A 25,015-nucleotide genomic window follows, 5' to 3' on the forward strand; every position below is an offset into this window, starting at 1 on the left:
TAACCGAACGTCGCTTCACTCGAAGTGAGTCCCGGCTCACCTTATTCCGCACGTAGGTCGGACGGAACACCCCAGCAAGCAAACCCCGTCGAAACTCTTCACGTGGGGCAATCGGGCCACACTTCTGATTTCGAAGAGGATTTAGCTGGCCACGGCGGGCGATTATTGGGCCCGGAAACGGCTGAAAGGCTAGAAAACGAAGGCCGGAACAAGTTCCATGCCGGGCAGCACCGGGGCAACGGCATCGAACAGCGTCCGGTGACCGAAATCGCCGTGCCAACAGGTCACCATGGTGGCCCGCGCGGGCAGCGACGTCGCAAAAACGCCTACCAATCGGCCACCATTCTGCAATTGCCCGTAGAGCCGTTCCGGCACGATCTCGGTTGCGCCGTTCAACACGATGACGTCCCAAGCCCCGTTCGCCGGGTCTCCATCGGCCGGCGCCGCGGTCCGAACCGTCACGTTTCCATAGCCATTGGCGGCCAGAATCGCCTGTGCCCTCGCCGCCAGCGCCGAATCGCTCTCCGTCGCGGTCACTTGGGTAACGAATCGGGCGATCACGGCGGCGGCGTAGCCGGTGGCGCAGCCGACCACGAGGACGCGGTCGGTCTGCCTGATCTCGGCCGCCTGCAGCATCTTCGCCAGCACCGCCGGCTTGATCAGGAAGCGCTTGGCTGAGCCCCCTTCGCTGACGTCGAGATCGAGATCCAGATAGGCCAGCGCCTGCTTGTTTTCGGGAACAAAGGCCTCGCGCGGCACCGCCAGCATGGCATCGATAATTCGGATATCGGTCACGTCGCTCGGACGCACCTGACCATCGACCATTTTCTGGCGCGCGGTCGCAAAACCGGACATAGGCGAAGACCCTGAAAGCATGCGGCGTTGCCGCCGGGGAGCTGAAACCGGGGCCATCTTTGGTACAAGCTCCGGCAAAACGCAACATGCGGGCGCCTGTTGCGAGCCACTGCCGCCGGTCCCGGGTAAAGCCGCTGCTCTCGCTACTCTATCGTGACGGCTAATCGGGCGATCAGCCGCGCCACCTCATCCAGATGTTCGTTATCATCCAGATGTTCGTTATCATCCAGATGTTCGTTATCGTGTTCTTCAATGGCTTGCGCGAGCCGAAGCAGGCATTCGTCGTCGCTCATGGCGGGAATGTCGCTCGGAACGATCGGAGGCGCCGCACGTGTCAGTTCGGTCACAATGGGTGGCATCGAATCAGCTCCCCTGAAACCCGGCACCACGGAGGCTCCGGGCCGATTGAGTCGAATTGGCGGCCCGGTCCAGGGGCCCCCTATAGATGACGCAATTGCCCGCGCCCGGTTCCGTCCGCCGTCTGCCCGGAGGACGAAAGCTGCGACAAATCGTTGTAGTGCGGGGACTTTCCGGCCCCGCTTCAAGCGAATGCGCAGCCTGTGATTTGGTCCTTTGCAAGCCCGAAAGGCTTTGTTATACGCTGCCCGCTCGCGAACCTTCTTTCGCCTATTCCTCGGTAGCTCAGCGGTAGAGCATTCGACTGTTAATCGAATGGTCGCTGGTTCGAATCCAGCCCGGGGAGCCAGCCTACGGCTTTTCTATTTTCCGACACGACGGGACATTCGCAATCAGCGCGGCAGAGGCCGGCCGAGGTAAGGCGTTGTCTTCGGGTTCGTTACCGCCGAGGACCCCCTTATGGGCGAATACGGGCCCTCACGCAACCTGGCGGCCCCGTATTTAATTTTTGGAAATTAATTACACCACACTTGACCGCTTATATAATATCTGAGAGAGTTCCATTTAATAAATCGATAAAAATTGGGGTGTCTATTATGGGTAAGATATTTAAATTTTTGGCCGCTGGTTTGCTCGCCGGCATCTTTCATTCGCCGGCAAACGCAGCGCTCGTGAGCTTCACCGGCGACGGCACTTTCTCCAATATCTCTAATTGCAACAACGGTAGCCCTGGCTGCTCCATTTCCCCCGACAAGAACGTGCTCAAAATGTCGGGGTCCGCGTGGCCGACGAACCAGCCGAGCACGCTGACCATCACGGACATCGTCGGCACCAATGTCCCGACCAATCAGAACGACTTCGTCATCGGCAAAATCACCTGGGTGAATCTCGCGACCTACAACACCGATCAGAACTTCAACGTCAATTATGAGTTCAAGCTGAGCTTCACCTCGCCGAGCGTGACGTCCGATGCACAGGTGTTCAACCTGAACATCCGGCAGACGACCAATCCGTCGGCTGACAACATCTTCAACATCGGCCAGACCGCGCTCAGCAATCTTGGTCCATTCACGCTCAACGGCGTTACGGTTTCCGACATTCACTTCGTTGAAGTCGGTGATGGATGGTACAATGGAAGCAAGTGGATCAACCCGGAGTACGGGACGTCGACGCTTTACATCGTGGCAGACTTTACGGCTGCCCCGCCGGTCCCGGAACCCTCGACATGGGCGATGATGATCCTAGGCTTCGCCGGCGTCGGCTTCATGGCCTATCGCCGCAAGCGCGGTGGAAACGCGCTTCCCGCGGCCTGATCTCACTCCCCGAAAACAACGCGAAAGCCGCCCGTGATCCGGGCGGCTTTTGTTTGCCGGCAGCTCCGGCGCCCTACCGCGCCGCAATCGCGGCAATGAACAGCGCACAAGCCGCCGTGGATGCGACCGTCCGCACGTGGTTCCAGCGTGTCCAGTCCGTCAGGTAGCGCGCCCACAGCGAGGCGGCCTCGGGGCTTGCGGGATCAGCCGCGGCAAGCGCGTTGTTCAGCGGCACGTTGAAGACCATTGTCACGACGAACATGCCGAGCACATAGAGCAGACCGCCGGCCAGCATCGCCATCGCGCCGGGCTCACTCCAGCGCAACAGCGCGGTCACTGCCAGCACCGCGCTTGCCGCCGTCGTTCCCAGGAAGATCGGAATGAACAGCGACTGCACGATCGTGGCGTTGATCGCATTCATTGCCGCGATACCGGAGGCCTGCCCGATCCGGCCAAGCGCCGTCATGACGAAGGTCGAAAACGCGAAGTAGAGGCCGGCGAGCAGACCGCAGCCGATGGCGCAAAACCACAGCAGCCCGGTGATCAACACCTGCAGCATGATCATGCCCTCCAGACACCTGTCGCGGCGGTTCGGCGGGCATAATCGGAAAAATCCCGCGCCGGACGCCCGAGCGCCTGCTCGACACCGTGTGCGACAGCCGAATTGCGCCCGTCGAGCAGGACGGTGAACAATTCCAACATCAGTTCGATGACGTCGTCGGGCAGATGGGGCCGCATGCCGGCCGCAAAATCTTCCGCTGCGATCTGCCGGTATCGGACCGGGCGGCCGGCGGCACCGGCGATCTCGGCGACCGCTTGCGCGAACGTCAGCGCGCGCGGTCCCGTCACCTCGTAGACCTTGCCGGCATGGCGCCGATCCGTCAGCGCCGCGACCACGACTTCGGCGATATCGTCGGCGTCGACAAACGGTTCGGGCACGTCGCCGGCCGGCAAAGCGACTTCGCCGGCGAGCACGCCTTCAAGCAGATGACCCTCGGAAAAATTCTGATCGAACCAGCTTGCGCGCACGATGGTCCAGGGGACGCCGGATTGCTGCAGCGCCGCTTCCGCCCGCTGCGCGCCCGGTTCGCCGCGCCCCGACAGCAATACGACGCGCTCGAGCCCATTCTCGCGCGCCAGCCGGCCCACTTCCGCGATCGCATCAGCGGCACCTTCGACCGCAAGGTCCGGCTGGTAAGTGACATAGGCCATCGCGACGCCGGCAAACGCCGCCGGCCACGTCTCGGGCCGGGTCCAGTCGAACGGGACAGGTGTCGAACGTGACGCCAGCCGCGTCGGGATGCCGCTCGCCTTTAGCAGCGCATCGATTCGCGCGCCGGTCTTGCCCGCGCCGCCGACGATCAGGATCGGGAGTTCTGACATGGCTTCCTCCTTTCTGAATGCAATACGAGAATATCTCGCATTTGCCAAATCCGATAAACTCTCGTATTGGTAACGTCAAGTCGCTTTTACGTGAGAGGACCGATGGCAAGGCGAAAAGCCGGACAGAACGTGGCCGCAACGGCTGCGCCCGTGTTCGCGCGACTGGTTCCGACCCAGCAGCGCAGCCGCGAGCGGTTCGAGAAAATCCTGCAATGCGCGGCAGAGCTGATGGCCGAGAAAGGTAGCGAAGCCTTCCGCATGAGTGACGTCGTCGAACGCAGCGGCGTGCCGTTCGGCTCGCTCTATCAATACTTCCCGGACAAGACCGCGATCATCGGCACGCTCGCGGAACGCTACAACGAGATCGGCCGAGATTGCGTCCGGCGCGATCTCGCCGTGGTCAAGACTACCCGCGATCTGCACCCGGCCCTGTGCCGCATTACCGACAGCTACTATCAGATGTTCATGGAAGTGCCGCTCATGCGCGACATCTGGCAAGCGACGCAGGCTGACCGGGCGCTGCAAAAGCTTGACGAGGAGGACGGCGCCTATCTCGCCGGGCTGCTCGGCGACACCCTGCGGCGGATCGCACCCGATGCGCCCGCAACTGCGCTGGCCTCGTTTTCTCGGCTGATGATGACGCTGATTGCGGCGACCGTCCGCCATGCCATCACGCAGGACACAAAGGAGGCTGCCCGCATCCTTACCTTGTTCAAGCGGATGCTGCCGAAGAATCTGGCGGCGCTGGAGATGTGAGAACGTCGGCGGATGCCGTGCCCCGCCCCTACCGCTCGAACACCGCAGCACAAGCGGCTCTCAGGCTCGCCTTCTGCCGGCGCAGGCATGCGGTGATCGCACGCGCGTTCGGGATCTCGCCGGCACAGAGCCGGTAGACGTCGGGCGTGCAGGCCCTGCGCTGTTCGGGTGTGCCTTGTTGGGCATGGGCCGGGCCGCTCGCCATCAGCGTGAGCAGGAAACCGAGCGTCGAAGCCCGGCGAGAACGACAGAGAAGAGCCGCACTTCGCGCAAACCTTGCCTTCATGATTGCGTCTCCCGGACCATGCCCGCCTTGACAAGGCAGGCGCTATCCAGCCGAATACGCGAACTGATTTTTGCAAAATGTGATTTTTCTCACACGCGCCGCGCGTGTGCGGGCCTAGCGTTCGCACAGTAAACTCAACACTTTAGTAACCAGCTTTGCCGCGGGCGCCGAATCGATAAAAATCGAACGATCCGCTCAATCTGAGAACAAAATACTTTTGAGATCATCGCCTCTGGAACCCGGAGAGCGCGATGAGCGAAGTTGAATACGATTTGCTGCTGGAAGCCGTGCAGACGGCCGTTGCGCCAGTCCCGGAGGATGATTTCGTGGTCCAGACCCAGCGCTTTTATCCGTCGCCACGCGCCGCTAACGACAATGGAGCCTCTTGGCCGCTGGTTCCGTTCCCTGAGGGCTGGTACGCCGCTTGCTGACCCGAAGCCGTTTGCCGCGGCCTCTCCTATAATCAGGTCTAAGCCATTGATTATATGGATGGAGGCCACGACCAGAATTGAACTGGTGTACACGGTTTTGCAGCTCGCTAATTCGTGTGCCGGCAAGTGCCGCGCGGTGCCGAATTAACCGTTTCCATTGCTCTTTTGGCCGCGCTTTTGCCTCCCGGTGCTGACTGGTCCCGCCGCGTGCTGCCTAGTTGGGTAGCAAAAGCGGTAGCAGTCGAACCGCGGGGGGTCGAAATGCATACAGCTTTCATTTTGGTCGGAATTTGCATTGCGCTGTACGTCGCCATTCGGTTGACGCTTCGATACTACTTTCCGGCGTGGCCTTTGAATACGAGGTGATCGGCCCAGAATAAAAATGGCCCCAGCGCGCGGCGGTGCGCCGAGGCCATCTAAAGTATTCCCATTTCAGAATGCCAGACGGAGTAGTGGGTACCCATCTGGCGTCCTGATAGAAGCGGGAAAAGGTGGCAACGTCTGCCCAACAGTGAACATAGCGCGGAAAGCCCGCCAGCCCTGTGTCGGCCCGTCCTTGGGAACCTCCAACCTTGCTGAGAGTCGATTCCATCGCTCCCGGCGGATCGTGGAGCCAAGCCGGGAGAAAGTGCGGCCCCAGCTTGCGCTGGAAACCTAGCTGGGGCCGTTTTGCAAGCGGCCCGCCCAGCGTGAACCGGCGGCAGCTTGCATCCGAGCAGAGCAAGGAACGATAATCACGGCGCCAGTTTTACCCGTGCACTCAAGACAACGAGGAGCCGCCATGATGATCCGCTTTGCTTGCGTAGGGGCCTTCTTTGTAGCTTTTGCTCTTGCCGAACCAGCTTTGGCCGGGGGCGGATGTGGAGTCGGGTGCAGCAGCACGTCTGAAGGGGCTTGCGTCCGTGATGGATGGCAGCAAGGTTTGCCCGTTCGGAACGTGTGCCCGGCCACATCCCAGCCATCTCCGCCTTGCGGCCCATATCACCGATGGAGTCGGCAATCCATGTCGTGCGTTGTGCGTTGAATCGATCGGTTAGCGGCCCGGCAATACGCAACGCGGCCGCCAGTCACTGGAGATTGCCCCAGCCGGGGGCGTGAGGAGGGATGCAGCCGGGGCGAGCAGAGACTAGGCCCACGTCCGGCTCCTCGTCTGTCCGGGCCGCTGACAAGGGGTAGGCCCGCCAGCGTGAACGCCGGATGACTGCGCCGATCAACCTACCCTGAGGTTTTCGGCGGATTCCTTTTGCTAAGACTTCGTAGCTCACTTTTGCGCCCTCATTCAGACTGGTCAAACCTGCTCTCTCGACGGCCGAGATATGGACGAACTCGTCCTTGCCGCCATTACTCTGCTTTTCCAAACGCCCCTAAGAAGATGACGTACGTCGATCTCCATGAACTGATCGAAAGCGTTCGTCGTTGGCGCAACCGCATCGCGCATCATCGGGCAATTTTTGATAAGGGCCCGAATCGAAAGCTTCAAGATGCAATCAATTTGATTGGCTGGGTTTGCGGCGACACAAAGAATTGGGTTTCCTCAGTATCCAAGGTTACAGACGCAATAAAACTTAGGCCGTAATGCCGCGACTCAGGCAATCCCAAGCGGCCGATAGCGCAGCGGTCGATTGAAGTCGGACGCGTCGCTTTCCTTACGACTGTAGGGCTTGCCAATGGGCTTGCCGCTCTCGTCGTGCATCGTCAGAACGTCATCCGTCACCGAATAGAATCCCGGCTCTCCGGCGCCTGGATAGTCGGGTAGCCTCTAGCTTCGCCGCCATTCAGGACAGCGAGCCGGGCAAGTATTCTGCTGGAAGGCTTGCCCGGCTCAGCTAGCCCTAGGTGGTGTGGACACTTACCGCATCCATAAGATGATGGCTGCGAGAGTGACGACGGCACGGTAGTTTCGGGCAGTCTTTTCGAAGCGGGTTGCGACGCGGCGGAATTGCTTGAGTTTTGAGAAGCAGCATTCCACGAGATGGCGCTGGGCATAGAGATGCTTGTCGAGCGGATATTTGAGCGCGCGTGACGGATTGTTAGGGATGACGGCGAGCGCGCCTTTGGCAGCGATGGCCTGGCGCAAGTGATCGGCGTCATAGGCCGTATCGGCCATGACGACTTCGGCGGCCAATCCCTCGATCAATGCGGCGGCTTGCGGTGCATCGCCCTTCTGACCTGCGGTAAGGATGAACCGCACGGGACATCCCAAGCCTCGAACGGCCAGATGTATCTTGGTGCTCAGGCCACCGCGCGAGCGGCCGAGCGCCTGATCTTCAGACCCCCTTTTTTGGCCCCGGCAGCGTGCTGGTGGGCTCGGACGATGGTGGAGTCGACGATCAGATATTCGAAATCCGGATCATCGGACATCGCCTCAAAGATGCGCCACCAAACACCCTTGACGCTCCATCTACTGAAGCGACGGAATACACTGTTCCATTCCCCGAACGCTTCCGGAAGATCACGCCAGGGAGAGCCCGTACGCACGATCCACAGCACACCTTCCACAAACATCCGATTGTCGCGGCCCGTCGAACCCTTCTGGTCAGGTCGGCCGATGATCAGCGGCGCCATCCGCTCCCACGCCGCGTCGCTCAAAACCAACCGGTCCATCACACCCAAGGCTGCCTCCCCAAAAGCAGCCTTGAATCTGATTTGCTCCTAAAAAGGAATCCTTAGAGTCCACACCACCTAGCTGTTTAGTCCCGGCATTTTCTGGAGCGGATTAAGTTTGAATCGTTCTGGCTGGGAAGTCCAGCATTTGCAGATGTATTCGTAGGGCGTGAGACCCTTCAGGGTCTTCAGCCGCCGAGCGCAGTTGTAGGCGTTAATGAAGTCGGCAAGGTGTGCTTCGAGCTGATCGTGTCGATCGTAATGGTAGCGTTGGACGGTCGCTTCCTTGATCGTGCGGTTCATGCGCTCGACCTGGCCATTGGTCCAGGGATGCTTGATCTTGGTTAGCCGATGTTCGATGCCATTCTCTTGGCAGCGCATATCGAACATATGTGTCACGTATCTTGCCGTCGGGCCGTCTGCGTAGCGCGGCGGGAAAGTGAACTGGATCCCATTGTCGGTGAGAACCGTGTGGATCTTGTAGGGGACAGCCGCAATCAGAGCTTCGAGGAAGGCCGCGGCGGAGGTCCTTCCCGTCTTCCTGACCAGTTGCACGAAGGCGAACTTGCTGGTGCGATCGATGGCGACGTAGAGGTAGAGCTTGCCTTCAGCGGTCTGGAGCTCAGCAATGTCGATGTGGAAATAACCGATCGGGTAAGCCTTGAACTTTTTCTTCGGAGGCTTGCTGCCTTCGACCTCCGGCAATCGGCTGATGCCGTGGCGCTGGAGACAGCGATGCAGGGATGATCGCGTCAGATGCGGGATGGTCGGCTGGAGCGCATAGAGGCAATCATCGAGCGGCAATAGCGTATGCCGCCGGAAAGCGACGATGATCGCCTCCTCCTCGATGGAAAGCACGGTCGATTTGGCTTCCTTCGGGCCTGTCGGGAGATCGGCGACAGTCTCGCGCTCCTTCCACTTCGCGACGGTCTTCTGGTTGATCCCGTAGCGCTTGGCGAGCGCCCTCAGGCTCTCTTGACTATTCTGTATTGCTCGACGGACTGCCTCCGTCGTGGTGGCGCAGCCGTGTAAAACTTGTCCCATAGCGCATCCTTCGAATCGTGCGATAAGAATGCACCATCAAAGCTCGGGACTAAACACCTAGCCCTCTTCCCGCGCAGCTCTCGCTACCGCCTTCGCCATCTCCAGCGCAGTTTCTCGGTCCAACGTTTCCGGCCTGAGCCGCCGGGAAGGAAGGTCGTCGAAATAAAAGAACTGGCTGGGCCGATCGTCCCGGAATCGAGGCCTCGTGTTAGCTTGCGGACGGCCACGACGTCGAGCTATGGCAACTGGATCGGCAGATGGGGACGGTCAAGGCACAGGGCGAGCGCGATAGCCTCACGCTTGCCGTTCACGCGCCTTGATTTCAGACTCGGCTTGAAGCCAGAACTCCAGGTGGCGGCTTGCGGGGCAACCGTTTTGCTCCCAGAGTTCCCGAGCGCGTGCTTTGATCTCTTCGTGCGTCCGGTGAGTGGCGGACCGTTGCCTCAAACCCTGCCTCAGCTGCTCCACCCAGCCCCGTAGCCGCTCTATGGTCGTTTGGTCAGTGAGAGTCGAGGCGATCCGACTCGCTTGTTCGATCTTGCGTTCTAAGTTCCCGAGGATCTTCGCTCTGGTCCATCGACCATCTCCGTCCAAGTAAGACGTTTCTGGCCAAAACTGGTTCAACTCGCAGCGGATGGAACATGCAGCCCCCACGAAAAATCATTCTCGGCGAAATGCGGTCGTCGGGCAGCCCTACCCCCGATGCTGGGGCCGACGAAACCATTTTTCTAGCTCGACGAAGTCACCCGGAAACGAACCAGTGCTCCCATCGCCCCTGATCAAACAACGGGGTTTGATCATGTATCGGGCGGAAACCGGAGGCTTCCCATGAAGCATCTAATAGTGTCCGCAATTGCAGCCGTTACCCTTCTCATTGCTGCAACCACCATGCTGTGGTCGCAATCACCTTCGACCGAGCGTCATGCCGCCGCTACAGTCATAGGTCATTGCAAGAATTTCCACAGCCTGACCGGAGCAAAAGCTTCCGAACTACTGCCTTACTAAGATGGGGGTTTCGCTTCACTGAAGCGCGGGTCGGACTGCCCTCGCCTTATCTTGGCAGCATAAACCCATCAGCGTGAACCGGCGGGCCTCGATTTCGTGAGGATCAAGCGAACTGATCCCGCAGCATTGCTCCCGGCTCGCCGCCGACACGTTGTTACTGACCCTATGGAAGCGTCCAAGGGATGGCTCTCAAGCGAACTCAAGCCACCTGATGAGCCGAGTCGGAACGATTGTCGGGGAAACACATTGCCGTGGCAACGCTCCAGAGATCCCTCGCATGGATTGCACCTCCCTCGCCCTCACCGCCACCGGATTCGCCCTGCTAATCGTGTCGTGTGCCGCTGCGCTGGCGCTGCATTGAAAGCAAAAATGGCCGCAGATTGCTCTGCGGCCCACCGACTAAAATAATTCTGCCGTGTTGAAATCGCCGCCCTCGGTGCTTGGATACTAAACCTCAGCTCTGTTTCTGTTTCATTTCGTCGCTACCCCGTATGACTACGGGAGCGTTGAATTATGCGCCGGCTCGCCGGGAACGATCGCGGGCGGTGCGCATTGGCCCCACCGCGTGTCCGTGGAAGTAGCGGCACGCGGTTCGGGCGGCCCCAGTCGAGCTTGCCTGGCCCAGGCTGGGGCCATCTTCCAACCGCAATTGGACCTCGGGGGCAGTGAGGCCCGGGACCGAACCGTGCCAGCCCGCTTGGTGGTTGGCGGCCTGATGTAATAAGTTCGGGTCAATTGCACCCGGTAAGGTGGACGACAAAAGTTCATGCAACGAGCGCGTTCCGTTCCTCCGTGATTTTAGCCATTCCGTATTTCTGCTTAGGCCACTGAGCCCGGAAACCGGCACTAGTAGATCGGCTCATTTCGAGAATGCGGCACCACACCGCGTGGGCGTCATCCAAGCAGCCGCACGATCACCGCCGCCTTCACCTCGATTATCTCAACGGGAGCCTGCAGACCAACGGGAGCCTGCAGACCAACGGGAGCCTGCAGACCGCGGCTGCTGGACAAGCGAGTCAAAAGCGGTCACGTATACATCAGTATCATTGAATGGCCGGGCGTGATCGGTTTTATGGTGCCGCAAGGGTCCTTGACGGGCCACCGGGTCTTAGGGCTCGCGCGCTTGTCATCCACCTCGTTTGCTTACCCCTGCCGACTTCACCGGCAGGGGTTTGCGTTTGTGGTCCCTGCATCCAAACCCACGTAGAACCCCGCTGGTGGATCCATGTTCAATCGTGGTCCGCGGGGGATAAAATCGCCATGCCGGCGTGAGCCAGCCGGCTTGAATTCACCCGAGTCTTAGATTTTCCGCGGACGTTTTGCCCCGGTTGCTCATTTCTTCGTAGCTCACCTTGGTACTCCCGCGATCGGTGACGTGAAGGATGGCACTTCGGAAGCCGACATGCTTCGCAAACTTGGCTCCCCTAACAAATCGACGATTGCGGGTGTGACCAAGTCGGTTGAATACAATGACATCGGGGTAGCGCTTAAACTTGAGAAGGAAACCGTCTACTACCTGCTGGTGGGAAAGACGCCAATGCTTTGAAGGAACACGCCGGTCAAGCAGCCCTTGCATGCGAAAAATACGAGTCCCATACTTGGCGCCGTCCGGATAGCCTCCCGGTCGTGAGAGACGGGAGTTTAAGTATGCGTGAATGGCCGTCGATTGTTCCGGGTGCACCGGAAAATTTTTATATTGTCGTCAATCATTATGGCCGGTTCGGCACCGCGTTTGCGGAAACCGACCTCGACCGCGCCAACTATGAATCCACTATTGCCGACCTGATGAGCGGACAGCATTGTGATCCTCTGCGGGTGATCATGTTCAATCCCGAGACCCATCAATCCGAAGATGTTTCGCATGCCGTAGCACAGGATCTGCTGCGCCGCTTCAGTCTTGAAGGGCGCAGCGTGACGCCGTCGCCGAAGGACTTCATCGATCGTCACGCAGGCCGAGATCGTCAGCTGACGCTACGGCTGGCCGTGGCATAGCCTACAACCGCTGGACGTTTCGCGTCGGCAGCGACCTAGTGAAAGTTTCGAACTGCGCTCGGGCTGGCAATCGCGCCGCTGGCCTGCTTTGCGGCGTTCAGCAGTTGCTTCGCGAGCATCGCATTCAACATCGTTTCCAGATCGCTAACGCCGACCTTGCCGTCGATCAGATGTTGATCCGCGGCTTCCAGCGCCTTGTAGTATGGCCCCTTGTCGGCTGCGATCTGTTCCGGGATGGTCGGGCCTTTCATTAATCCGCCCAGCCAGGAGGTTTACGATATGCCTGCGGTGGCAATCCTTTGACGCCACTGAACTGACTCCAGGCGCCGGCTGGCGCGACGTGATAAGACGGATGTGCGTCCGCATTGAAAGGCTCCGGCCGGATGGTCGCGAACGCTTTTGGCGGTTCGCGGTTGGCGCTGACCAGGCGGTCGGTTTCGGCGTCGTAAAGCGCATGACCGTGCCAGATCTCAGTCGTCAGCGCGTTCAAAATTTCCGGCGACAAATTGTTTTTACCATCGAGAAAGTTGTTCAACAGCTGGCTAGAGATGCCGACATCGCGCGCGATGTTGACGGCTCGGGAGTCTTTCGATCGTGCCTTCAATGCTTGCCTGATCGCGTCGGTGCCTGTGATGATTTCGGTCATCGGATATCGTCTCCCTTCATTTTCAGATATCGCGCCAGTGCGGCGAGCTGATCATCGTTCGGCAGAAAGGATCCGCTGACAAACAGGCGGAGTTGATCGAACGTCAGTCCGGCGTGCGCCGCGGTGTGCGGACTGATCGAAAGCTATTGCCGGGACCACAAGTGCAGCCACCACATCGAGGTCAGCGCCGACCGCTGGCCTGATCATGTCCGGCTGTCGGACATTGAGTCAGGTTTCGTCTGCACCGCCTGCGGCAAGCGCGGCGATGTCGCGACGGCAAGAAGCCGTCACCGGTGTCAGGGATACGGCGACGGCTCCTCGTTTCAGCACAGTGTCCAGACAAAGGACGGGCCGATGGTCCACCCAATCGGTTAAGGGAATGTTAACGGCAACGTTAATGGGGCGGAAGTGCGGCCGGCGCTTTCGCGCGCCCGCATGGGCACCGGCTGAATGGCGTGGTTCAAGCGGTTGCTGGTTGCCCGAGCGCGACGGGCCGGAAATGCTGGCGCGGATCGCGGTCATGAAGGCGCTGAACCGGGCCCCGTGAGAGGCCCCGGCCCGGGAGTCGTGGCCATGAGGAAGATCAATCGAGCTCGGCGTGAGGAGACCGCGCGCAGTATTCCATAGAGAACGCGAAAGAGGTACGGCTGGTTTGCTCTGATGCGCGCCGATCTTGCCGCCCTTGGCGGTTTGGGGCCTTGCTGGGCGCGTTCTCAACCTCGCCCGCGATCCGGCTAACCGTTTATGACTCTACGACTTGTCATCTATCTCATTCATCAGGTCGCCAATTCACTGTTCAACTTCGGGTCGTTCCGCAGGTTCAGGAAGAACCTTGCGCAACTCACGCTCCAGAGCGCGCGCGTATACCTCGGTTCCCTCCTCGTTTGGATGCATCGTGCCCTGGAAGTCTCCTTGCATATCGCATGACTGTTCCGCCGCTCTGTAAAAGCTTCGAGAACTGCAATAGCCGTGAGTCGCAAACTGATTGCTGATGCCTTGTACTAGGTTCCAGCCGTTGTTCTTTGCGAGTGATTTGACATCGTCGTTCAGCAAATCTCCCATGGTGTTCATAGCAACTGCATCCCGCTTCTTTACGCTCCAGAATAGCAGAGTCTTGAATACGCCACACCCCCTGGCCGGTTGACCGTCCGTGCGATTGAAGAGCTTCCCCGGATACTCGTTTATTAGTACCTTAGACACATTGAGATTTAGGTCTCCAATTGCTTTGCTGAGTTTTGGGTATTCCTCATTGCGAAGTATTAGGAGCTTCCGATTGAACTGCGACATAGCCCGCTCTGCCCCTCGGTCGATGAAGTCACCCGCCATACCTTTCAATACGTCGGAAAAACCAACGTCGTTACCGCCGGCAGAAATTAGCAAGGCGTCGATCTTATGATCGCCAACCGCGGCTTTAACTTTGCCAAGCTGTCCCACGATGTCCGCGACAGTCGCGCCGGACTTGGCGAAGGTAAGAAACATGATGTAGGGCCAACGATCGAGCAGTTTTCGCGCGGCCAGAGCCGGGCCGGAGCGTAACGAGCGGTGATCTCGATCGTCGTACCAGTTCGCCTGCTTCATCATGTCCGGCTTTTTCTCGAAGTTGATCATGACGGTCGTGTCGTCAAAGCAGTCCCTCTGACTTGTCGGATCGAGCACGCGCCTTCTGGAGCGTCCACGTATATCAGGATTTCCTTCACCTGAGGCCAATGATTCACCGATGGAAACAATCAGGGGAACGCGACTGGGAACCGCAATAGCCTTAGATTGCGTCTTGAGAATCCGGTCTCCCGCGCGCATTTCTGCCGTGAAGGAATGTTGAGGCTCGGCACCCACGGCAATTCCGGACGCTAAAGGTACTTCGAACGTGTTGCCGCATTCCGTTGCCCTTTGAACAAGTTTCGTCGGCTTGCATCTGCCGATTCCTCGGTACGTTTCTGACGAGACAACGAACTGCTTCAGCTCAACTCTCTTGTTGGGCATCGGGCTTGGCCCTGAGAGCGTCAGAACGATCGAAGACACCCCGTTAGGCAATGTCTGAACTGTTTCATCTTTGCAGCGGACGCCATCCTCGGTAGAGGTCATCTTGATCTTGACGCTCTCTAGAGCGCTGCATACATCTGCGTGCACAGGTCGATGCTTCGGTTCGGTGATGTTGCTTTTGATAAAGTCGGGGTCGTAAGTCTGCGTGGACTCGTTGTAGCCGGCTCCGATTCTATTTACGTAGTTGAGCTGGAGATTGAGCACCTGCGCCTCTGCTGGCAGCATCATCGCTATTCCAAAAACCCAAGCAAGCGATTGTAGAGCGCAGCGACGCGACTTAAAAACTTGATGTTCGATCATGCTGTCTCCTCTGCGTGACTTTGTAGGCTCGTCTGCCTTGCGAAATATTCTTTAGCGCTTGACCGGGACGCCGTGGGCCGACGTTTGCGGGTCGGGCTGCGCCTGCGCAGGTGCGGGGTTGTTGGCAGCGATAAGCAGCAAGCCCACGCAGGTTTGAACACGAAGATTTTTCATGGCTTCGCTCCTTCTTCATTGGAGCGGCGATCCGCTCGATGTTCCGACAGCTTTCACGTCTTGTCGAACAACGGCTGTTCGGGACGTAGGGGGTTGATCCAGATCAAGGAATGTCCGTTCTTGTCTGCACGGTACGTCCGTTGTGCCCTCAAGAGCGGACTGTCGCTAGCCGTCAAAGGCAAGCCCTCCATGCCAAAAACGCCAGTCCCAATCCAAGCGCCGCCCGTATAGCTTTCAGGCTACAACAGCGGGAGTTGCGTAATGCGTAAATGGCCCTCGATTGTTCCGGGTGAACCGCAAGATCTTTATATTGTCGTCAATCATTATGGCCGGTTCGGCACCGCGTTTGCGGAAACCGACCTCGACCGCGCCAACTATGAATCCACTATTGCCGACCTGATGAGCGGACAGCATTGTGATCCTCTGCGGGTGATCATGTTCAATCCCGAGACCCATCAATCCGAAGATGTTTCGCATGCCGTAGCACAGGATCTGCTGCGCCGCTTCAGTCTTGAAGGGCGCAGCGTGACGCCGTCGCTGAAGGACTTCATCGATCGTCACGCAGGCCGAGATCGTCAGCTGACGCTACGGCTGGCCGTGGCTTAGGCCGCTTTACGGGTCTTCCGCGCCACCTTGGCATTGTTGCGAAGCAGATTGAGAACGGCCTGCGGGTTGCGCTCGATGATCATCAGATACGCGCGCAACCCGTCCAGCGGTCGGGTGCGGCCCTGCTCCCAGTCGCGGATCTGGTTGATGGTGAAGCCGAACTCCTGCGCAAACTCGTCCTGCGACAGTCCAAGCCCTTTGCGAATGCCGCGAACATCGATCTCGGCCGGAACGTGCAGCTTGCTGGGCTTGGCGTTGCCGCGCGCAATGGCCAGCGCTTCGGTCAGTCCGCCTGCGATCTTGTCGAATGCTTTCTTAGCCATGGTATTCTCCCGATTCTACTCTGCGAGCTAAACCCTGCTTCAGCCCGCCAACACTTTCCGCTTTTCCAAGCTGGAGATTTTCTTTTCGTATTCCGTCGCGATCAGTTTGGTCAGCACCTTCAGCGCTGCCGATTCCTTCGCCGTCAACGTTGCCTTCTCGCCTTTCGCAAACACTGTGATGAGAAACACAGGCATGATCTCACCAGAGTAGAACGTGATCGTCCGGTAGCCGCCGCGCTTGCCCTTGCCGCGACCGCCAAACCGGAGCTTCCGGCACCCCCCGGTGCCAACCATTTCCTCGCCGGCTTCAGGATGTTCCGCCAGATAGGATACGATGTCGGAAATCTCGTCCTCAGTCAGACCCGCCTGTTTGGCGGCAGCGTCAAACGACTTGGTTTGTGCAACAGTATGCATGGCCCCGTTACTACGTAATTAACGTACCATGCGTATATACGTAATTCACGTAGTGCCGTCAAGTTCCGGCTGCGATGGCTGGCAGGGTTACTTTTTCGTGAAGCCTTCAGGCCCGAAACACCCCCAGGGGCGACTGATGATAGGAAGCGCGCCAGGCCCGCAAGCATGGGCCACCTGCAGGCCGGCGCACGTCCGTAGCCGCCGAGATCACATCGGCGGCGATCAGGATCCTAGCACACCACAGCCGCTACCAAGGCCGCTACCAGCGTCAGAAACACCACGGTCTGGTATTCATCCATCAGCCACATCGCGCGCGGCCCTCAATGCATCGTCGGCCGATTCACGCCGGTCGTCGTCATCGTCATGGTCTCCGGATCACCGAGCAGCGCGATCAGTACGGGAATTTTCCCCTCGCTGCGAATGCCGGCAGCGTCGTGTAAGTGCGCGGCGCGACCTTCAGCTTTCAGCAGGATGGCGACGCCGGCCGCAATGGTCGCACAGGCTTCCGGCGTGGCCTCAGAACGCTGAGGGCGCCCGGCCCGAATACCTGTAAGAGACGCACGTTCTCCACCCGGTACTGGGCCAGGAATTGGCCCTGGGCCAGCGGACCGGGAGGCGGTGGATCCACAATCAGTTTGGCCGCGGGCTCGTTCGCGATTGTTTCGAACGGCGAAGCGCCGCGGATCTCCCTCGCGCTCTGGGCGAAGGCGCTCGTAGCGAACACAGTTCCAACCGCGACTGTGGCAAGCGTCTTGATGAGCAGGGTCATGGCATACTCTCCGTTGAGTGCACTCTCCGTTGAGTGCAGGATGTCCCACGATCTCAAGCTCCACCGGTCGGGCAAGGGCCGCGAGCGCCCGCGCCGCTTTGTGGGTGGCGTCATGATTCCAGCAACCTTTGTGGCTCGGGTTAGAGCCGGGGCGGTTGTGGCAAGCGCCGCCCTGGCTTGCTATCTAGAAGCCAGCGAGCCACTCCCGAGCTTCGCAAGCCAACTGCTCACCCGGAAACAGGCACGCGTCCCATAGAGCCGGATCAGGCGCATGGGTCATCTCCGGCGGCTGTTGCTTGCCCTTTCGGGGGGCGCTTCGGCGCGTGTACTTGCTCTCCCGCCTGAGTTGCGAGACAGTCCGTGCCGCTATCTGCAGAAAGGCGGACCGATGGCTAAGGAAGATTCGATGAGGGATGATGTCGAGGGCTGGATAGCCAGCAACTCAGCGGACTTGGCAGCGACATGGGCGTAATCCCTTCGGGTCGGGGTGGTACCAGTTTTGGCATCTTGGCCGTTACGGTGCGCAAAACCAAAGTTGGACCGTCCAAATTGGGACGCACAGCGTGCAACCAACTCAGGGAGACTTCACATGGGTAAACCGATGTTTCCTTCCGACACTATCGCGTTCAAGGTTTCGACCGCCGGCAACAGCGCAGGGAACGGTGGAAACGGTTACAACGAGGGCAATATCATCAGCAACCCGAGTATCAAGTTCGAGCCGACCAACAAGGCGGAAGGTGCCGACGTCCACGTCAAAAACGGCGATGACGTTTCCCAGAAGGCATATTGGGACGCCGGCGGCGCGAACGCCAAGGCAGAGGGCGGACCTGCCAAATCGAAAGGCGACCAGGAATCGTACGGCGGTCATAAGAAATCCGACGCCAAGGCGGAGAAGGATGCCAAGGCAGAGGGCGGACTTGCCAAATCGAAAGGCGACCAGGAATCGTACGGCGGTCATAAGAAATCCGACGCCAAGGCGGAGAAGGATGCCAAGGCGGAGGGCGGAACTGCCAAATCGAATGGCGACCAGGAATCGTACAGTGGCCATAACAAGTCCGACGTGGATGCCAACACGAAGGCCTATCAGGAAAACTGGCTCGATGCGGACCAGAGTCAGATGGTGATGGCCGGCATCGGCGGCGAAGGCGGAGACCACAGCAATGCGGAAGGCGGGGATGTTCACATCAAGGCTAGTATCGAGACCGCCCACCTGAACGACGTGCTCAACGACTCAAAATACTTCGATGTCGACGATTTCGTGCATGTCTGAGTGACGCTTCCGAGGCCCTGATCAACTTGCCCCGTTTCCTCTGCCAGGCGGGGCTTTCTTTTGGCTGGTTTACGGCCCACTCCTCACTGCACCGTAAACCTACCGCGCGGGAGAGCCGCGGGGCCGGATGACCACGAGTGCATCGAGGTCGCCGTGAGCGCTGTGGCACTGTCGCGCACAGACCGCGCGCGATAGGCGTCGCGTCGCCTAGCTAACATTTGGGCTAACCCTCCTCGCCCATCGACCGCTTCATGATGAAGGCCATTACGAGGAAGAACACGAACCACAAGAGGATTATAGGTTCCATTATCGTTCTCCTTGCGTGAAGGGGCGGATATGAAGCCAACTTATTGTTAGCAAACCTACCCAGGCGTCATACTCTGTGCAGCCCGAGCTGCCCCGGTAAGCAGATCACCGACAGGCCATATAGCGGTCGCTGTAGCGTCATGCAGTTCTCGGTTCGTCGGTGTCACGGGCGGGGATTGTTTTCCGCTAACCTCAGCCAACCGGCAGCGAACCCACGGCAATCCTACTGGAACCTCTGCTAACCCGAAATGCACCGCGCTCGGATTGCGGCAGACCGCTGTCGTATCGCGCCATCCGCAGATGATACCCGCAGTAGGGAAAGCCTGGCACCGCGGCCTCGCCACAAAACAGCGCCACGGCCTGGTGTACGTCGCTAAGCGGCCAGCGGCATTCGCCGTTATCGAGTTCGAGTAGCGAGCAGCGCCGCATTTCCCGCGGCGGCACAGTGTCATCGACCGGTGGTGTCGGCTTTGCCAGCATGATCGATGTGACCATTGTCGTGGTGGAACTCGGCCGCGTCTGCACCGGTTTCACCTCAAGATGTTTTTCCACGCCGGCCGGCAACAAATCACGGCGGCGCAGCCGTATTGCCTTTCCGCATACCGACGCGCGCGAGCGGTTCAACCGCCTCGAGATTTGCCCGGCTGATGCGTTCGGCCCAAGGCCGGTGAGCAGGGAGATTTTTTGGGTGGTCCAAGATATCATTGTAAGCCTCGCTAGCTCGCCCTGAAAACTGGGCGAGTATTCGCCATAAGCAGGTGCTCCGACGAGATACGCGCGCGGTCTAAGACGATTTGAACCAATGCGGTTTTCTCGCCGGAGGCGCGCATACCATGAAAATTGAAACGCCGTTCGGAAAGCCGGCAGTCTGAATGTACCAGTTTTGGTAGTAGTCGGTGGAACGGTTTTTTAACCTAGATCGAGTGATCGCAGCGATCCCGACTAAAGGCGCGTACACGGCAGAGACGTATTTCGGTATGCCGCGGTTTGCGGTGCCTTCTGGCCCGATGAGATGCGTGAAGCCGTCAGAGACGGCATGGCAGAGGCCGGCATAGATGTCGATGACCTGCGCGAGCTGATCCGCAAGCTGGAAAGTCCGGCTCGCGATCAATAGCTCCGGCTTTAAAGCGTCGCTTTCGGAAACGAAAACGCCCGCCAGCGTGAACCGGCGGGCTTCCGCCTATCGCTACAAAAAAAGCCGCCGCTGGTTAGGGTCAGCGACGGCTCTCCTTGTTACGAAACCACAAGCTGCGTCAACTGCGGTCCCGTCCCAAGACATCCAACAGGATAGTGGCTGAGCATGGCTAATGTTGGATTGCGAAGCCGATCCGGATCAGGCGCATCCGTTGCCCCCGATCCTGACTATCAGCGATTGCTGCGCTTAAGTCGGCGGTCCGTATAGGAGGTACAGTAAAAGAACGACCATCGCGGCCATCGCGATGGTCTCCAAAATGATGCGAGGAATCGACCGTTGCATATCGCAACATTTGCCTTCTCAGGTGGTGGTGTCTGCCCGATAGACAACACAGCGGCTTCCTTCAGCACGAACCGGAACAGGCGGTTGCTAGCCGCGTTGATGCTGGCGCCAGTCATTGTCGCCCCTTTGACTTGGCGCATTGGAATGACGGCCCCGGCCCCCCAGCTGGGGCCGTTTCTTATTTGGATACTGGTGGCGAGGACTGATCGGGAAGGACCTGCAAATTAATTAGGAACGCGCGGCTGTCAGCGGAGTCAGTTGACGAGATAATGCCGAGTTGGAGTGAAGCGGATTTGAAGCGAGGAAGCATCGATTTCAACGGTGGCACGATCGCCTGTCTCATTCGTAACCAGTCCGATACTGGGGCGGCGCTGGAGGTGGCCAGCGCCCTCGGCGTCCCGGCGCAATTTAACCTTCTGATCGTTGCTGATCGCTTGAGGTACGGGTGCACGGTGATATGGCGAATGGAACGCTTGATCGGTGTCAAGTTCCACGAAGCTTATGTCCAAGGGATTACCCCGCCAGAGTTGCGGACAAAGTAGCCGGCCCGGCCCTTCTTTTCCCCCATAGTGTAGATTGTGCGCTCGGACAGGCGCGCAAGAGGACGGCTCCGGAACGCGCACTCCCAACTTCCGAGCCGGAGCCCACCCTCCCGTAAGACAACGGCGCCGTAAAGCTTCCGAAACCGATGCTCCGTATAGAGGGTGGGGCCCGTCATGGAGCTATTTCGAGCTGAGAAGATTGCCACTGTTCACTACCAATCAAATTATGACTGCCGTTTCTGCGGAGGAAAGCTCACTCTCGTCCGGACAATCGTGGAATCTGAAAGCGGAGTTGTGATTCAAACGTTTGAATGCCTGCAGTGCGGAGATCACACTTGGACCGCCTAAGCAAGAAATTCTGCTGCTCCTGTTCTTTTGAAGGTTTCCTTGCCCTGGTCCACACCGTTTGAAGACCCGCTTCCGCTTCCGGATGGCCTGCAGCTCCTCACCTTGAGGGATGCCGCCAACTACATCACGAAGCTGTCAAAAGCCGGGCTCTCCGCGCCCGAATGGCAGGCCGCCATGGAGGCGCTAATCCTCGTTGCAGAGAACGACGGCCCCACGATGTTGGCCCGGATCGGCGTAATGCGGGCGTTGAATCGTCACGTCGAACGGGTCTTTAATTCCGAGCGCAAAAGTCATCATTGGGGCAAGCGCAAGCTGAAGAGAGACCAATGACCGTTTTTGTCTACGTCAACACAAGCAAGCAGGTCGGTGACGTTGAGCACATCAAGGTGTTCGCCACCACGGATGCCGCGGAAAAGTGGTTTGAGGAAAACGATCCTGAAGGCGTGGCCTTTGAGTACGAGGTGATCGGCGCAGAATAAAAATGGCCCCAGCGCGGAGGTTCTGCGCCGAGGCCATCTGAAGTATTCCCATTCAACGTGCCAGACGGAGTAGTGTGGGTACCCATCTGGCGTACCGATAGAAGCGGGAAAAAGTGGCAACGTCTGTCCAATAGTGAACAGAAGGGCAGTCGATTGTTGAACCCGCCAGCCCCTGCGTCGGTGCCGTTCTTAGGAACCTGCAGCCTTGCCCAGAGTCTATTCCATCGCTCCCGGGTGATCGTGGAGACAAACCGGGAGAAAGTGGCGGCCCCAGCGCTCTGTCCCCAAGCTGGGGCCGTTTCTCATTCAGATTCCGGCGAGTGGCGGGTCAGGCGCATCCGTTGCCCCCGATCCTGACTATCAGCGATTGCTGCGCTTAAGTCGGCGGTCCGTATAGGAGGTACAGTAAAAGAACGACCATCGCGGCCATCGCGATGGTCTCCAAAATGATGCGAGGAATCGACCGTTGCATATCGCAACATTTGCATTCACAGGTGGTGTGGCCTGCCCGATAGACAACACAGCGGCTTCCTTCAGCACGAACCGGAACAGGCGGTTGCTAGCCGCGTTGATGCTGGCGCCAGTCATTGTCGCCCCTTTGACTTGGCGCAATGGAATAACGGCCCCGGCCCCCAGCTGGGGCCGTTTCTCATTCAGAAGCGGGCCAGCTCTGGCCGAGCATGGCTGCCCACTTTATACTCGTGGTCGCGTTGCGCAGCCGCCGATTCTTGCGAGATTAGCGCCAGCGCAGAGTAATCAGATCAATTGCTGGGAAGGGCGATGTCGGTACAGTTAGACACTCGAACAATTCTGATCGCGCTAGTCGTCGTCAACGCGATTGCCATTGGTCTCTCAGAAATCCAGCGGCGAGCGCTGGTCAATTGAGGATCGTTGCGATGGCGAATCCTACCGGCCCTTTCCTAAGTGATGTTGCCGGTCATTAGCTCCGGCTATATTGCCCGGTCATCAAGTGGTTTCCAAGTTGTTAATGTATTGGTGGCAAGAATTCTGCTTGAAGGGGCAGAATCATGAAAACCTTCGTTCTGCTTGGAGCGTTCGCCGCGTCGTATGCCTATGCATCGCCTATGGCGAACGGGAACTGGCAATCGCGCGCCATTGGCTTTGTCTTGGTCTGCATAGTCGCCACTGCTGGCGTGCTGGCGATGACGGTCGAGGAGTGAATTCCGATCTCGCCGCCTGGTCGGATTGTACTTTGGCCGCCCGCGTCTCTCTCTTGTAATCAAAGCGCTGCTCAGTCGCGCTTTTTCGACGGCGGATTTCAGGTTGACGTCGAAAGCTCTCAGCAGTTGCCGCGCTACACTGGCGTCGACATGGATGATCCGGACCGGCCGGAGATCGAGCATTTCGGAAACTGTACTGTCTGCGGCGAGCTAATCGAAATGCGCGGCCTCGCCCAGGTGATGGCGCATATGCACGGCCAGAAACTAGACCCGGCACCGGACAGACACTAGGCGTGAACCCATAATCTGCCGGGCTGACGGCTCGCCAAGTCCCAATGCCCCGATAGCGACCAAATTCCGCATCGAAATGACGCGATGCATGCCGGGCGCGTCCTGCCAATGGCTGGCGACGCGAATGACCTTTTCACTTTGAGCCACGCCTTCAATGGCCCCGACCGATAGGGCGCATCTGGCGCGATCGCCTCGGTTTGACCGGACCATGGCGACTTCCGGTCCACCCCTATGAACGGACATTCTCAGGATAGGCGGGCATGTCTCAAAGGTGCCATGAACGGACTCATGCAGTGCAGCAAACAACGCTCGCGCGCAATCCGCACGTCGTTGACACCGAGAAAAAGTCGGTAGAGAGCCCGTTCGACTGCTCTTGCCTTCGCTACGTCGTCTAGCGATTGAACGCGCCGCGAGTCAGGCGAATCCAGCTGGAGCACCTTCGGCAACTCTTCCGAGGTGCTCTTGCTATTATTCCGCGAGCACTTCGCCGAACAACTCCCAGCTCGAACCATTGAACCGCATCATTCTCAGCTGACCTATCGGGGAATAGTTGTTCGCGCTATTGTTAAGTCTGATCCCCGGCAGCAACATATCCAATTCCAGGTTGGAAATGGACGTCGCCTGCTTCATTACATTTTCCCGGCTGAGGTCATCGCCGCACTCTTGCAGAACGTGAACTAGCGCTTGAGCAGCAAGATAGCCAGACACATTGAAAACGTCGGCTGCGTTGGCACCCGGAACGTATCTGCTCATGAAATCGCGGTACTTCTTCAGGCCGGCGTCGCTTGCCCACTGCGGATCCCGGACGTCCTTCATGTACGTGCTGGAAATAATGCCGACCGAATGGTCCAGACCGGCAGGCTCCAGCACGGTCTGGATAGATGCTGACGGAAGGGCCAAGACCTGCGTTGGCCTCCAATTGAGTTCGGCCGCCTTTCGGATCGCTTGTGCCGCGAACTTGGGGGTGCTCGCGTTGAAAAAAACGGTCGCCTTCGACGACGCAAGGGTGGCCATTTCTGAATCGACAGTGGGACTCGTCGGCTCATAGGATGCTCGGGCTACGATCATACGCCCTGCTGCCGCGCCAAGCCCCGCCTCCAGTCCCTTCAGATAGTCCTTTCCAAAGTCGCTGTTCTGATAGAGGACGGCGATCCTCGCGTTCGGATGACTCTGCTGGATGTACTTTGCGTACAATAGGGCTTCGGTCCTGAAAGTAGGCGGCCATTGCATGGTCCAAGGGAAGTGCTCCGGATCGTTCCACCGGGTGCCCCCCGCGAAGATAAAGATTTGGGGAACTTTCTTGGAATTGAGGTACTTCTGAACCGCCGCTTGGGTGGTGTCTCCTAGCGATCCGAACATGAACAACACGTTCTCCGACTCGACGAGCCTTCGGGTCTGCTCTACCGTTTTCGACGGGGTATACGCATCGTCAAGAGACAGCTGCTGAAGCTGACGCCCCCTAACGCCTCCGGTCGCGTTGATCATTTTGAAGTAGGCGGCTTGTACTTTTCCCATAGCGCTCCAGCCAGAGGTCGGACCGCTATAGGGCAACGTCTGGCCGAAGACGATTGGCTCGGCCGCAACGCCACCCGATACAAGGGAGAGCAAAAGCACGCCTAGTTTGAGTGCATGGCGCATTAGCATCGCGGACCTCCGTAGAAAGAACGCTCGGAGAGCATGCTCTCCTCTCTGGCAATGATCCGGACTCAGATTGTTATTTGCAGGACCTCAACATCGACAGAAATGCGTCAACTTGACTTCGCCATCCACCTCCGAGTTGTCCAGATCAGCAGGCACTTCGCATTTGCTCCTACGCTACATGA

The 25,015-nt window shown here is 58.7% G+C and carries 32 protein-coding genes, 1 tRNA gene and 1 pseudogene; 12 read left to right on the top strand and 22 right to left on the bottom strand.

Going from position 1 to position 25,015, the window contains the following annotated elements; all coding sequences use genetic code 11:
- Positions 1-189: 189 nt before the first annotated feature.
- Positions 190-855: a protein-L-isoaspartate O-methyltransferase family protein gene (locus tag RX328_RS25905; RefSeq protein WP_213257099.1), complete on the bottom strand. Its 666-nt coding sequence runs from the start codon at positions 853-855 to the stop codon at positions 190-192.
- A gap of 143 nt (positions 856-998) precedes the next feature.
- A complete protein-coding gene (locus RX328_RS25910; protein WP_213257097.1) occupies positions 999-1,214 on the bottom strand; it encodes a hypothetical protein in 216 nt (71 codons plus the stop codon).
- Positions 1,215-1,486: 272 nt separating this feature from the next.
- Between RX328_RS25910 and RX328_RS25915 the strand changes: the two genes are divergently transcribed.
- Positions 1,487-1,561: transfer RNA gene (locus tag RX328_RS25915), tRNA-Asn, on the top strand.
- Between the two features lie 247 nt (positions 1,562-1,808).
- Positions 1,809-2,525: a choice-of-anchor K domain-containing protein gene (locus tag RX328_RS25920; protein WP_213257095.1), complete on the top strand. Its 717-nt coding sequence runs from the start codon at positions 1,809-1,811 to the stop codon at positions 2,523-2,525.
- A gap of 73 nt (positions 2,526-2,598) precedes the next feature.
- Here RX328_RS25920 and RX328_RS25925 read toward each other — a convergent pair whose 3' ends face one another.
- Both RX328_RS25925 and RX328_RS25930 read right to left on the bottom strand, forming a co-directional pair.
- On the bottom strand, positions 2,599-3,084 hold the full coding sequence (locus tag RX328_RS25925; RefSeq protein ID WP_213257093.1) for a DUF1772 domain-containing protein: 486 nt from the start codon (positions 3,082-3,084) through the stop codon (positions 2,599-2,601).
- A 2-nt stretch (positions 3,085-3,086) separates the two neighbouring features.
- Positions 3,087-3,908 (bottom strand): NmrA family NAD(P)-binding protein, encoded by an 822-nt coding sequence (locus tag RX328_RS25930; RefSeq protein WP_213257091.1) that lies wholly within the window; start codon positions 3,906-3,908, stop codon positions 3,087-3,089.
- A 102-nt stretch (positions 3,909-4,010) separates the two neighbouring features.
- On the opposite strand from RX328_RS25930, the gene RX328_RS25935 reads away from it, so the two are divergent.
- Positions 4,011-4,664 (top strand): TetR/AcrR family transcriptional regulator, encoded by a 654-nt coding sequence (locus tag RX328_RS25935; protein WP_213257089.1) that lies wholly within the window; start codon positions 4,011-4,013, stop codon positions 4,662-4,664.
- A gap of 28 nt (positions 4,665-4,692) precedes the next feature.
- On the opposite strand, the gene RX328_RS25940 is transcribed toward RX328_RS25935, so the two are convergent.
- Positions 4,693-4,950: a hypothetical protein gene (locus RX328_RS25940; protein ID WP_213257087.1), complete on the bottom strand. Its 258-nt coding sequence runs from the start codon at positions 4,948-4,950 to the stop codon at positions 4,693-4,695.
- Between the two features lie 251 nt (positions 4,951-5,201).
- Here RX328_RS25940 and RX328_RS25945 point away from each other — a divergent pair, with 251 nt between their 5' ends.
- Entirely contained in the window at positions 5,202-5,381 is a 180-nt protein-coding gene (locus RX328_RS25945) for a hypothetical protein (RefSeq protein WP_213257085.1), read from the top strand.
- Positions 5,382-6,591: 1,210 nt separating this feature from the next.
- Here RX328_RS25945 and RX328_RS25950 read toward each other — a convergent pair.
- From RX328_RS25950 to RX328_RS25970, 5 genes and pseudogenes are all read right to left on the bottom strand, one after another.
- Positions 6,592-6,739: pseudogene (locus RX328_RS25950) on the bottom strand (cold-shock protein).
- A gap of 227 nt (positions 6,740-6,966) precedes the next feature.
- Positions 6,967-7,095, bottom strand: a complete 129-nt coding sequence (locus RX328_RS25955; RefSeq protein ID WP_283772460.1) for a hypothetical protein — start codon at positions 7,093-7,095, stop codon at positions 6,967-6,969.
- Positions 7,096-7,230: 135 nt separating this feature from the next.
- A protein-coding gene (locus RX328_RS25960) for an IS5 family transposase (RefSeq protein WP_317258502.1) occupies positions 7,231-7,994 on the bottom strand; the annotation gives its coding sequence in 2 pieces (ribosomal slippage) (positions 7,231-7,656 and positions 7,659-7,994; 762 coding nt in all).
- 69 nt (positions 7,995-8,063) lie between these two features.
- On the bottom strand, positions 8,064-9,029 hold the full coding sequence (locus RX328_RS25965; RefSeq protein WP_317258503.1) for an IS481 family transposase: 966 nt from the start codon (positions 9,027-9,029) through the stop codon (positions 8,064-8,066).
- 294 nt (positions 9,030-9,323) lie between these two features.
- Entirely contained in the window at positions 9,324-9,683 is a 360-nt protein-coding gene (locus tag RX328_RS25970; protein WP_312018182.1) for a DUF2934 domain-containing protein, read from the bottom strand.
- Between the two features lie 1,726 nt (positions 9,684-11,409).
- Here RX328_RS25970 and RX328_RS25975 point away from each other — a divergent pair.
- Both RX328_RS25975 and RX328_RS25980 read left to right on the top strand, forming a co-directional pair.
- The gene (locus tag RX328_RS25975) at positions 11,410-11,580 is read left to right on the top strand and encodes a hypothetical protein (protein WP_213256734.1); all 171 of its coding nucleotides are present in this window, start codon (positions 11,410-11,412) and stop codon (positions 11,578-11,580) included.
- 101 nt (positions 11,581-11,681) lie between these two features.
- Positions 11,682-12,026 carry a hypothetical protein gene (locus RX328_RS25980; RefSeq protein WP_213256736.1) on the top strand — a complete coding sequence of 115 codons (345 nt, stop codon included), beginning with the start codon at positions 11,682-11,684 and terminating at the stop codon, positions 12,024-12,026.
- A 35-nt stretch (positions 12,027-12,061) separates the two neighbouring features.
- Here RX328_RS25980 and RX328_RS25985 read toward each other — a convergent pair whose 3' ends face one another.
- The 5 genes from RX328_RS25985 to RX328_RS26005 form a co-directional block, all read right to left on the bottom strand.
- Positions 12,062-12,277 carry a hypothetical protein gene (locus RX328_RS25985; protein ID WP_213256738.1) on the bottom strand — a complete coding sequence of 72 codons (216 nt, stop codon included), beginning with the start codon at positions 12,275-12,277 and terminating at the stop codon, positions 12,062-12,064.
- Positions 12,277-12,672 carry a hypothetical protein gene (locus tag RX328_RS25990; protein ID WP_213256740.1) on the bottom strand — a complete coding sequence of 132 codons (396 nt, stop codon included), beginning with the start codon at positions 12,670-12,672 and terminating at the stop codon, positions 12,277-12,279. Before RX328_RS25990 ends, RX328_RS25985 begins: the two co-directional genes overlap by 1 nt.
- Positions 12,673-12,900: 228 nt before the next feature.
- Positions 12,901-13,194, bottom strand: a complete 294-nt coding sequence (locus RX328_RS25995) for a hypothetical protein (RefSeq protein WP_213256741.1) — start codon at positions 13,192-13,194, stop codon at positions 12,901-12,903.
- Positions 13,195-13,461: 267 nt separating this feature from the next.
- Positions 13,462-15,012, bottom strand: a complete 1,551-nt coding sequence (locus RX328_RS26000; RefSeq protein WP_213256743.1) for a hypothetical protein — start codon at positions 15,010-15,012, stop codon at positions 13,462-13,464.
- Between the two features lie 51 nt (positions 15,013-15,063).
- On the bottom strand, positions 15,064-15,186 hold the full coding sequence (locus RX328_RS26005) for a hypothetical protein (RefSeq protein WP_283772454.1): 123 nt from the start codon (positions 15,184-15,186) through the stop codon (positions 15,064-15,066).
- 261 nt (positions 15,187-15,447) lie between these two features.
- Here RX328_RS26005 and RX328_RS26010 point away from each other — a divergent pair, with 261 nt between their 5' ends.
- A complete protein-coding gene (locus RX328_RS26010; RefSeq protein WP_213256746.1) occupies positions 15,448-15,792 on the top strand; it encodes a hypothetical protein in 345 nt (114 codons plus the stop codon).
- Here RX328_RS26010 and RX328_RS26015 read toward each other — a convergent pair.
- From RX328_RS26015 to RX328_RS26025, 3 genes are all read right to left on the bottom strand, one after another.
- Complete coding sequence (locus RX328_RS26015; protein WP_213256748.1) at positions 15,789-16,115, bottom strand: helix-turn-helix domain-containing protein; 327 nt, start codon at positions 16,113-16,115, stop codon at positions 15,789-15,791. The genes RX328_RS26010 and RX328_RS26015 overlap by 4 nt on opposite strands.
- 39 nt (positions 16,116-16,154) lie before the next feature.
- A complete protein-coding gene (locus tag RX328_RS26020; protein ID WP_213256750.1) occupies positions 16,155-16,529 on the bottom strand; it encodes a type II toxin-antitoxin system RelE/ParE family toxin in 375 nt (124 codons plus the stop codon).
- Positions 16,530-16,992: 463 nt separating this feature from the next.
- Positions 16,993-17,298, bottom strand: a complete 306-nt coding sequence (locus tag RX328_RS26025; protein WP_213256752.1) for a DUF6130 family protein — start codon at positions 17,296-17,298, stop codon at positions 16,993-16,995.
- Between the two features lie 589 nt (positions 17,299-17,887).
- On the opposite strand from RX328_RS26025, the gene RX328_RS26030 reads away from it, so the two are divergent.
- Complete coding sequence (locus tag RX328_RS26030) at positions 17,888-18,568, top strand: hypothetical protein (RefSeq protein ID WP_213256754.1); 681 nt, start codon at positions 17,888-17,890, stop codon at positions 18,566-18,568.
- Between the two features lie 498 nt (positions 18,569-19,066).
- On the opposite strand, the gene RX328_RS43845 is transcribed toward RX328_RS26030, so the two are convergent.
- From RX328_RS43845 to RX328_RS43850, 3 genes are all read right to left on the bottom strand, one after another.
- Positions 19,067-19,579, bottom strand: a complete 513-nt coding sequence (locus RX328_RS43845) for a GcrA family cell cycle regulator (protein WP_213256756.1) — start codon at positions 19,577-19,579, stop codon at positions 19,067-19,069.
- Positions 19,580-19,658: 79 nt separating this feature from the next.
- Positions 19,659-19,985 (bottom strand): hypothetical protein, encoded by a 327-nt coding sequence (locus tag RX328_RS26040; protein ID WP_213256758.1) that lies wholly within the window; start codon positions 19,983-19,985, stop codon positions 19,659-19,661.
- Between the two features lie 620 nt (positions 19,986-20,605).
- On the bottom strand, positions 20,606-20,845 hold the full coding sequence (locus RX328_RS43850) for a hypothetical protein (RefSeq protein ID WP_213256760.1): 240 nt from the start codon (positions 20,843-20,845) through the stop codon (positions 20,606-20,608).
- Positions 20,846-21,343: 498 nt separating this feature from the next.
- Between RX328_RS43850 and RX328_RS26050 the strand changes: the two genes are divergently transcribed.
- From RX328_RS26050 to RX328_RS26065, 4 genes are all read left to right on the top strand, one after another.
- Complete coding sequence (locus RX328_RS26050) at positions 21,344-21,571, top strand: hypothetical protein (RefSeq protein ID WP_312018151.1); 228 nt, start codon at positions 21,344-21,346, stop codon at positions 21,569-21,571.
- Entirely contained in the window at positions 21,568-21,720 is a 153-nt protein-coding gene (locus RX328_RS26055) for a hypothetical protein (protein WP_213256762.1), read from the top strand. The genes RX328_RS26050 and RX328_RS26055 overlap by 4 nt, the downstream gene beginning before the upstream one ends.
- Positions 21,721-22,748: 1,028 nt before the next feature.
- Positions 22,749-22,901 carry a hypothetical protein gene (locus RX328_RS26060; protein ID WP_213256764.1) on the top strand — a complete coding sequence of 51 codons (153 nt, stop codon included), beginning with the start codon at positions 22,749-22,751 and terminating at the stop codon, positions 22,899-22,901.
- A gap of 126 nt (positions 22,902-23,027) precedes the next feature.
- A complete protein-coding gene (locus RX328_RS26065) occupies positions 23,028-23,192 on the top strand; it encodes a hypothetical protein (RefSeq protein ID WP_317258505.1) in 165 nt (54 codons plus the stop codon).
- Positions 23,193-23,660: 468 nt separating this feature from the next.
- Here RX328_RS26065 and RX328_RS26070 read toward each other — a convergent pair whose 3' ends face one another.
- On the bottom strand, positions 23,661-24,830 hold the full coding sequence (locus RX328_RS26070) for an ABC transporter substrate-binding protein (protein ID WP_213256768.1): 1,170 nt from the start codon (positions 24,828-24,830) through the stop codon (positions 23,661-23,663).
- Positions 24,831-25,015: the final 185 nt, after the last annotated feature.

The organism is Bradyrhizobium sp. sBnM-33 (assembly GCF_032917945.1).
GTDB lineage: Bacteria > Pseudomonadota > Alphaproteobacteria > Rhizobiales > Xanthobacteraceae > Bradyrhizobium.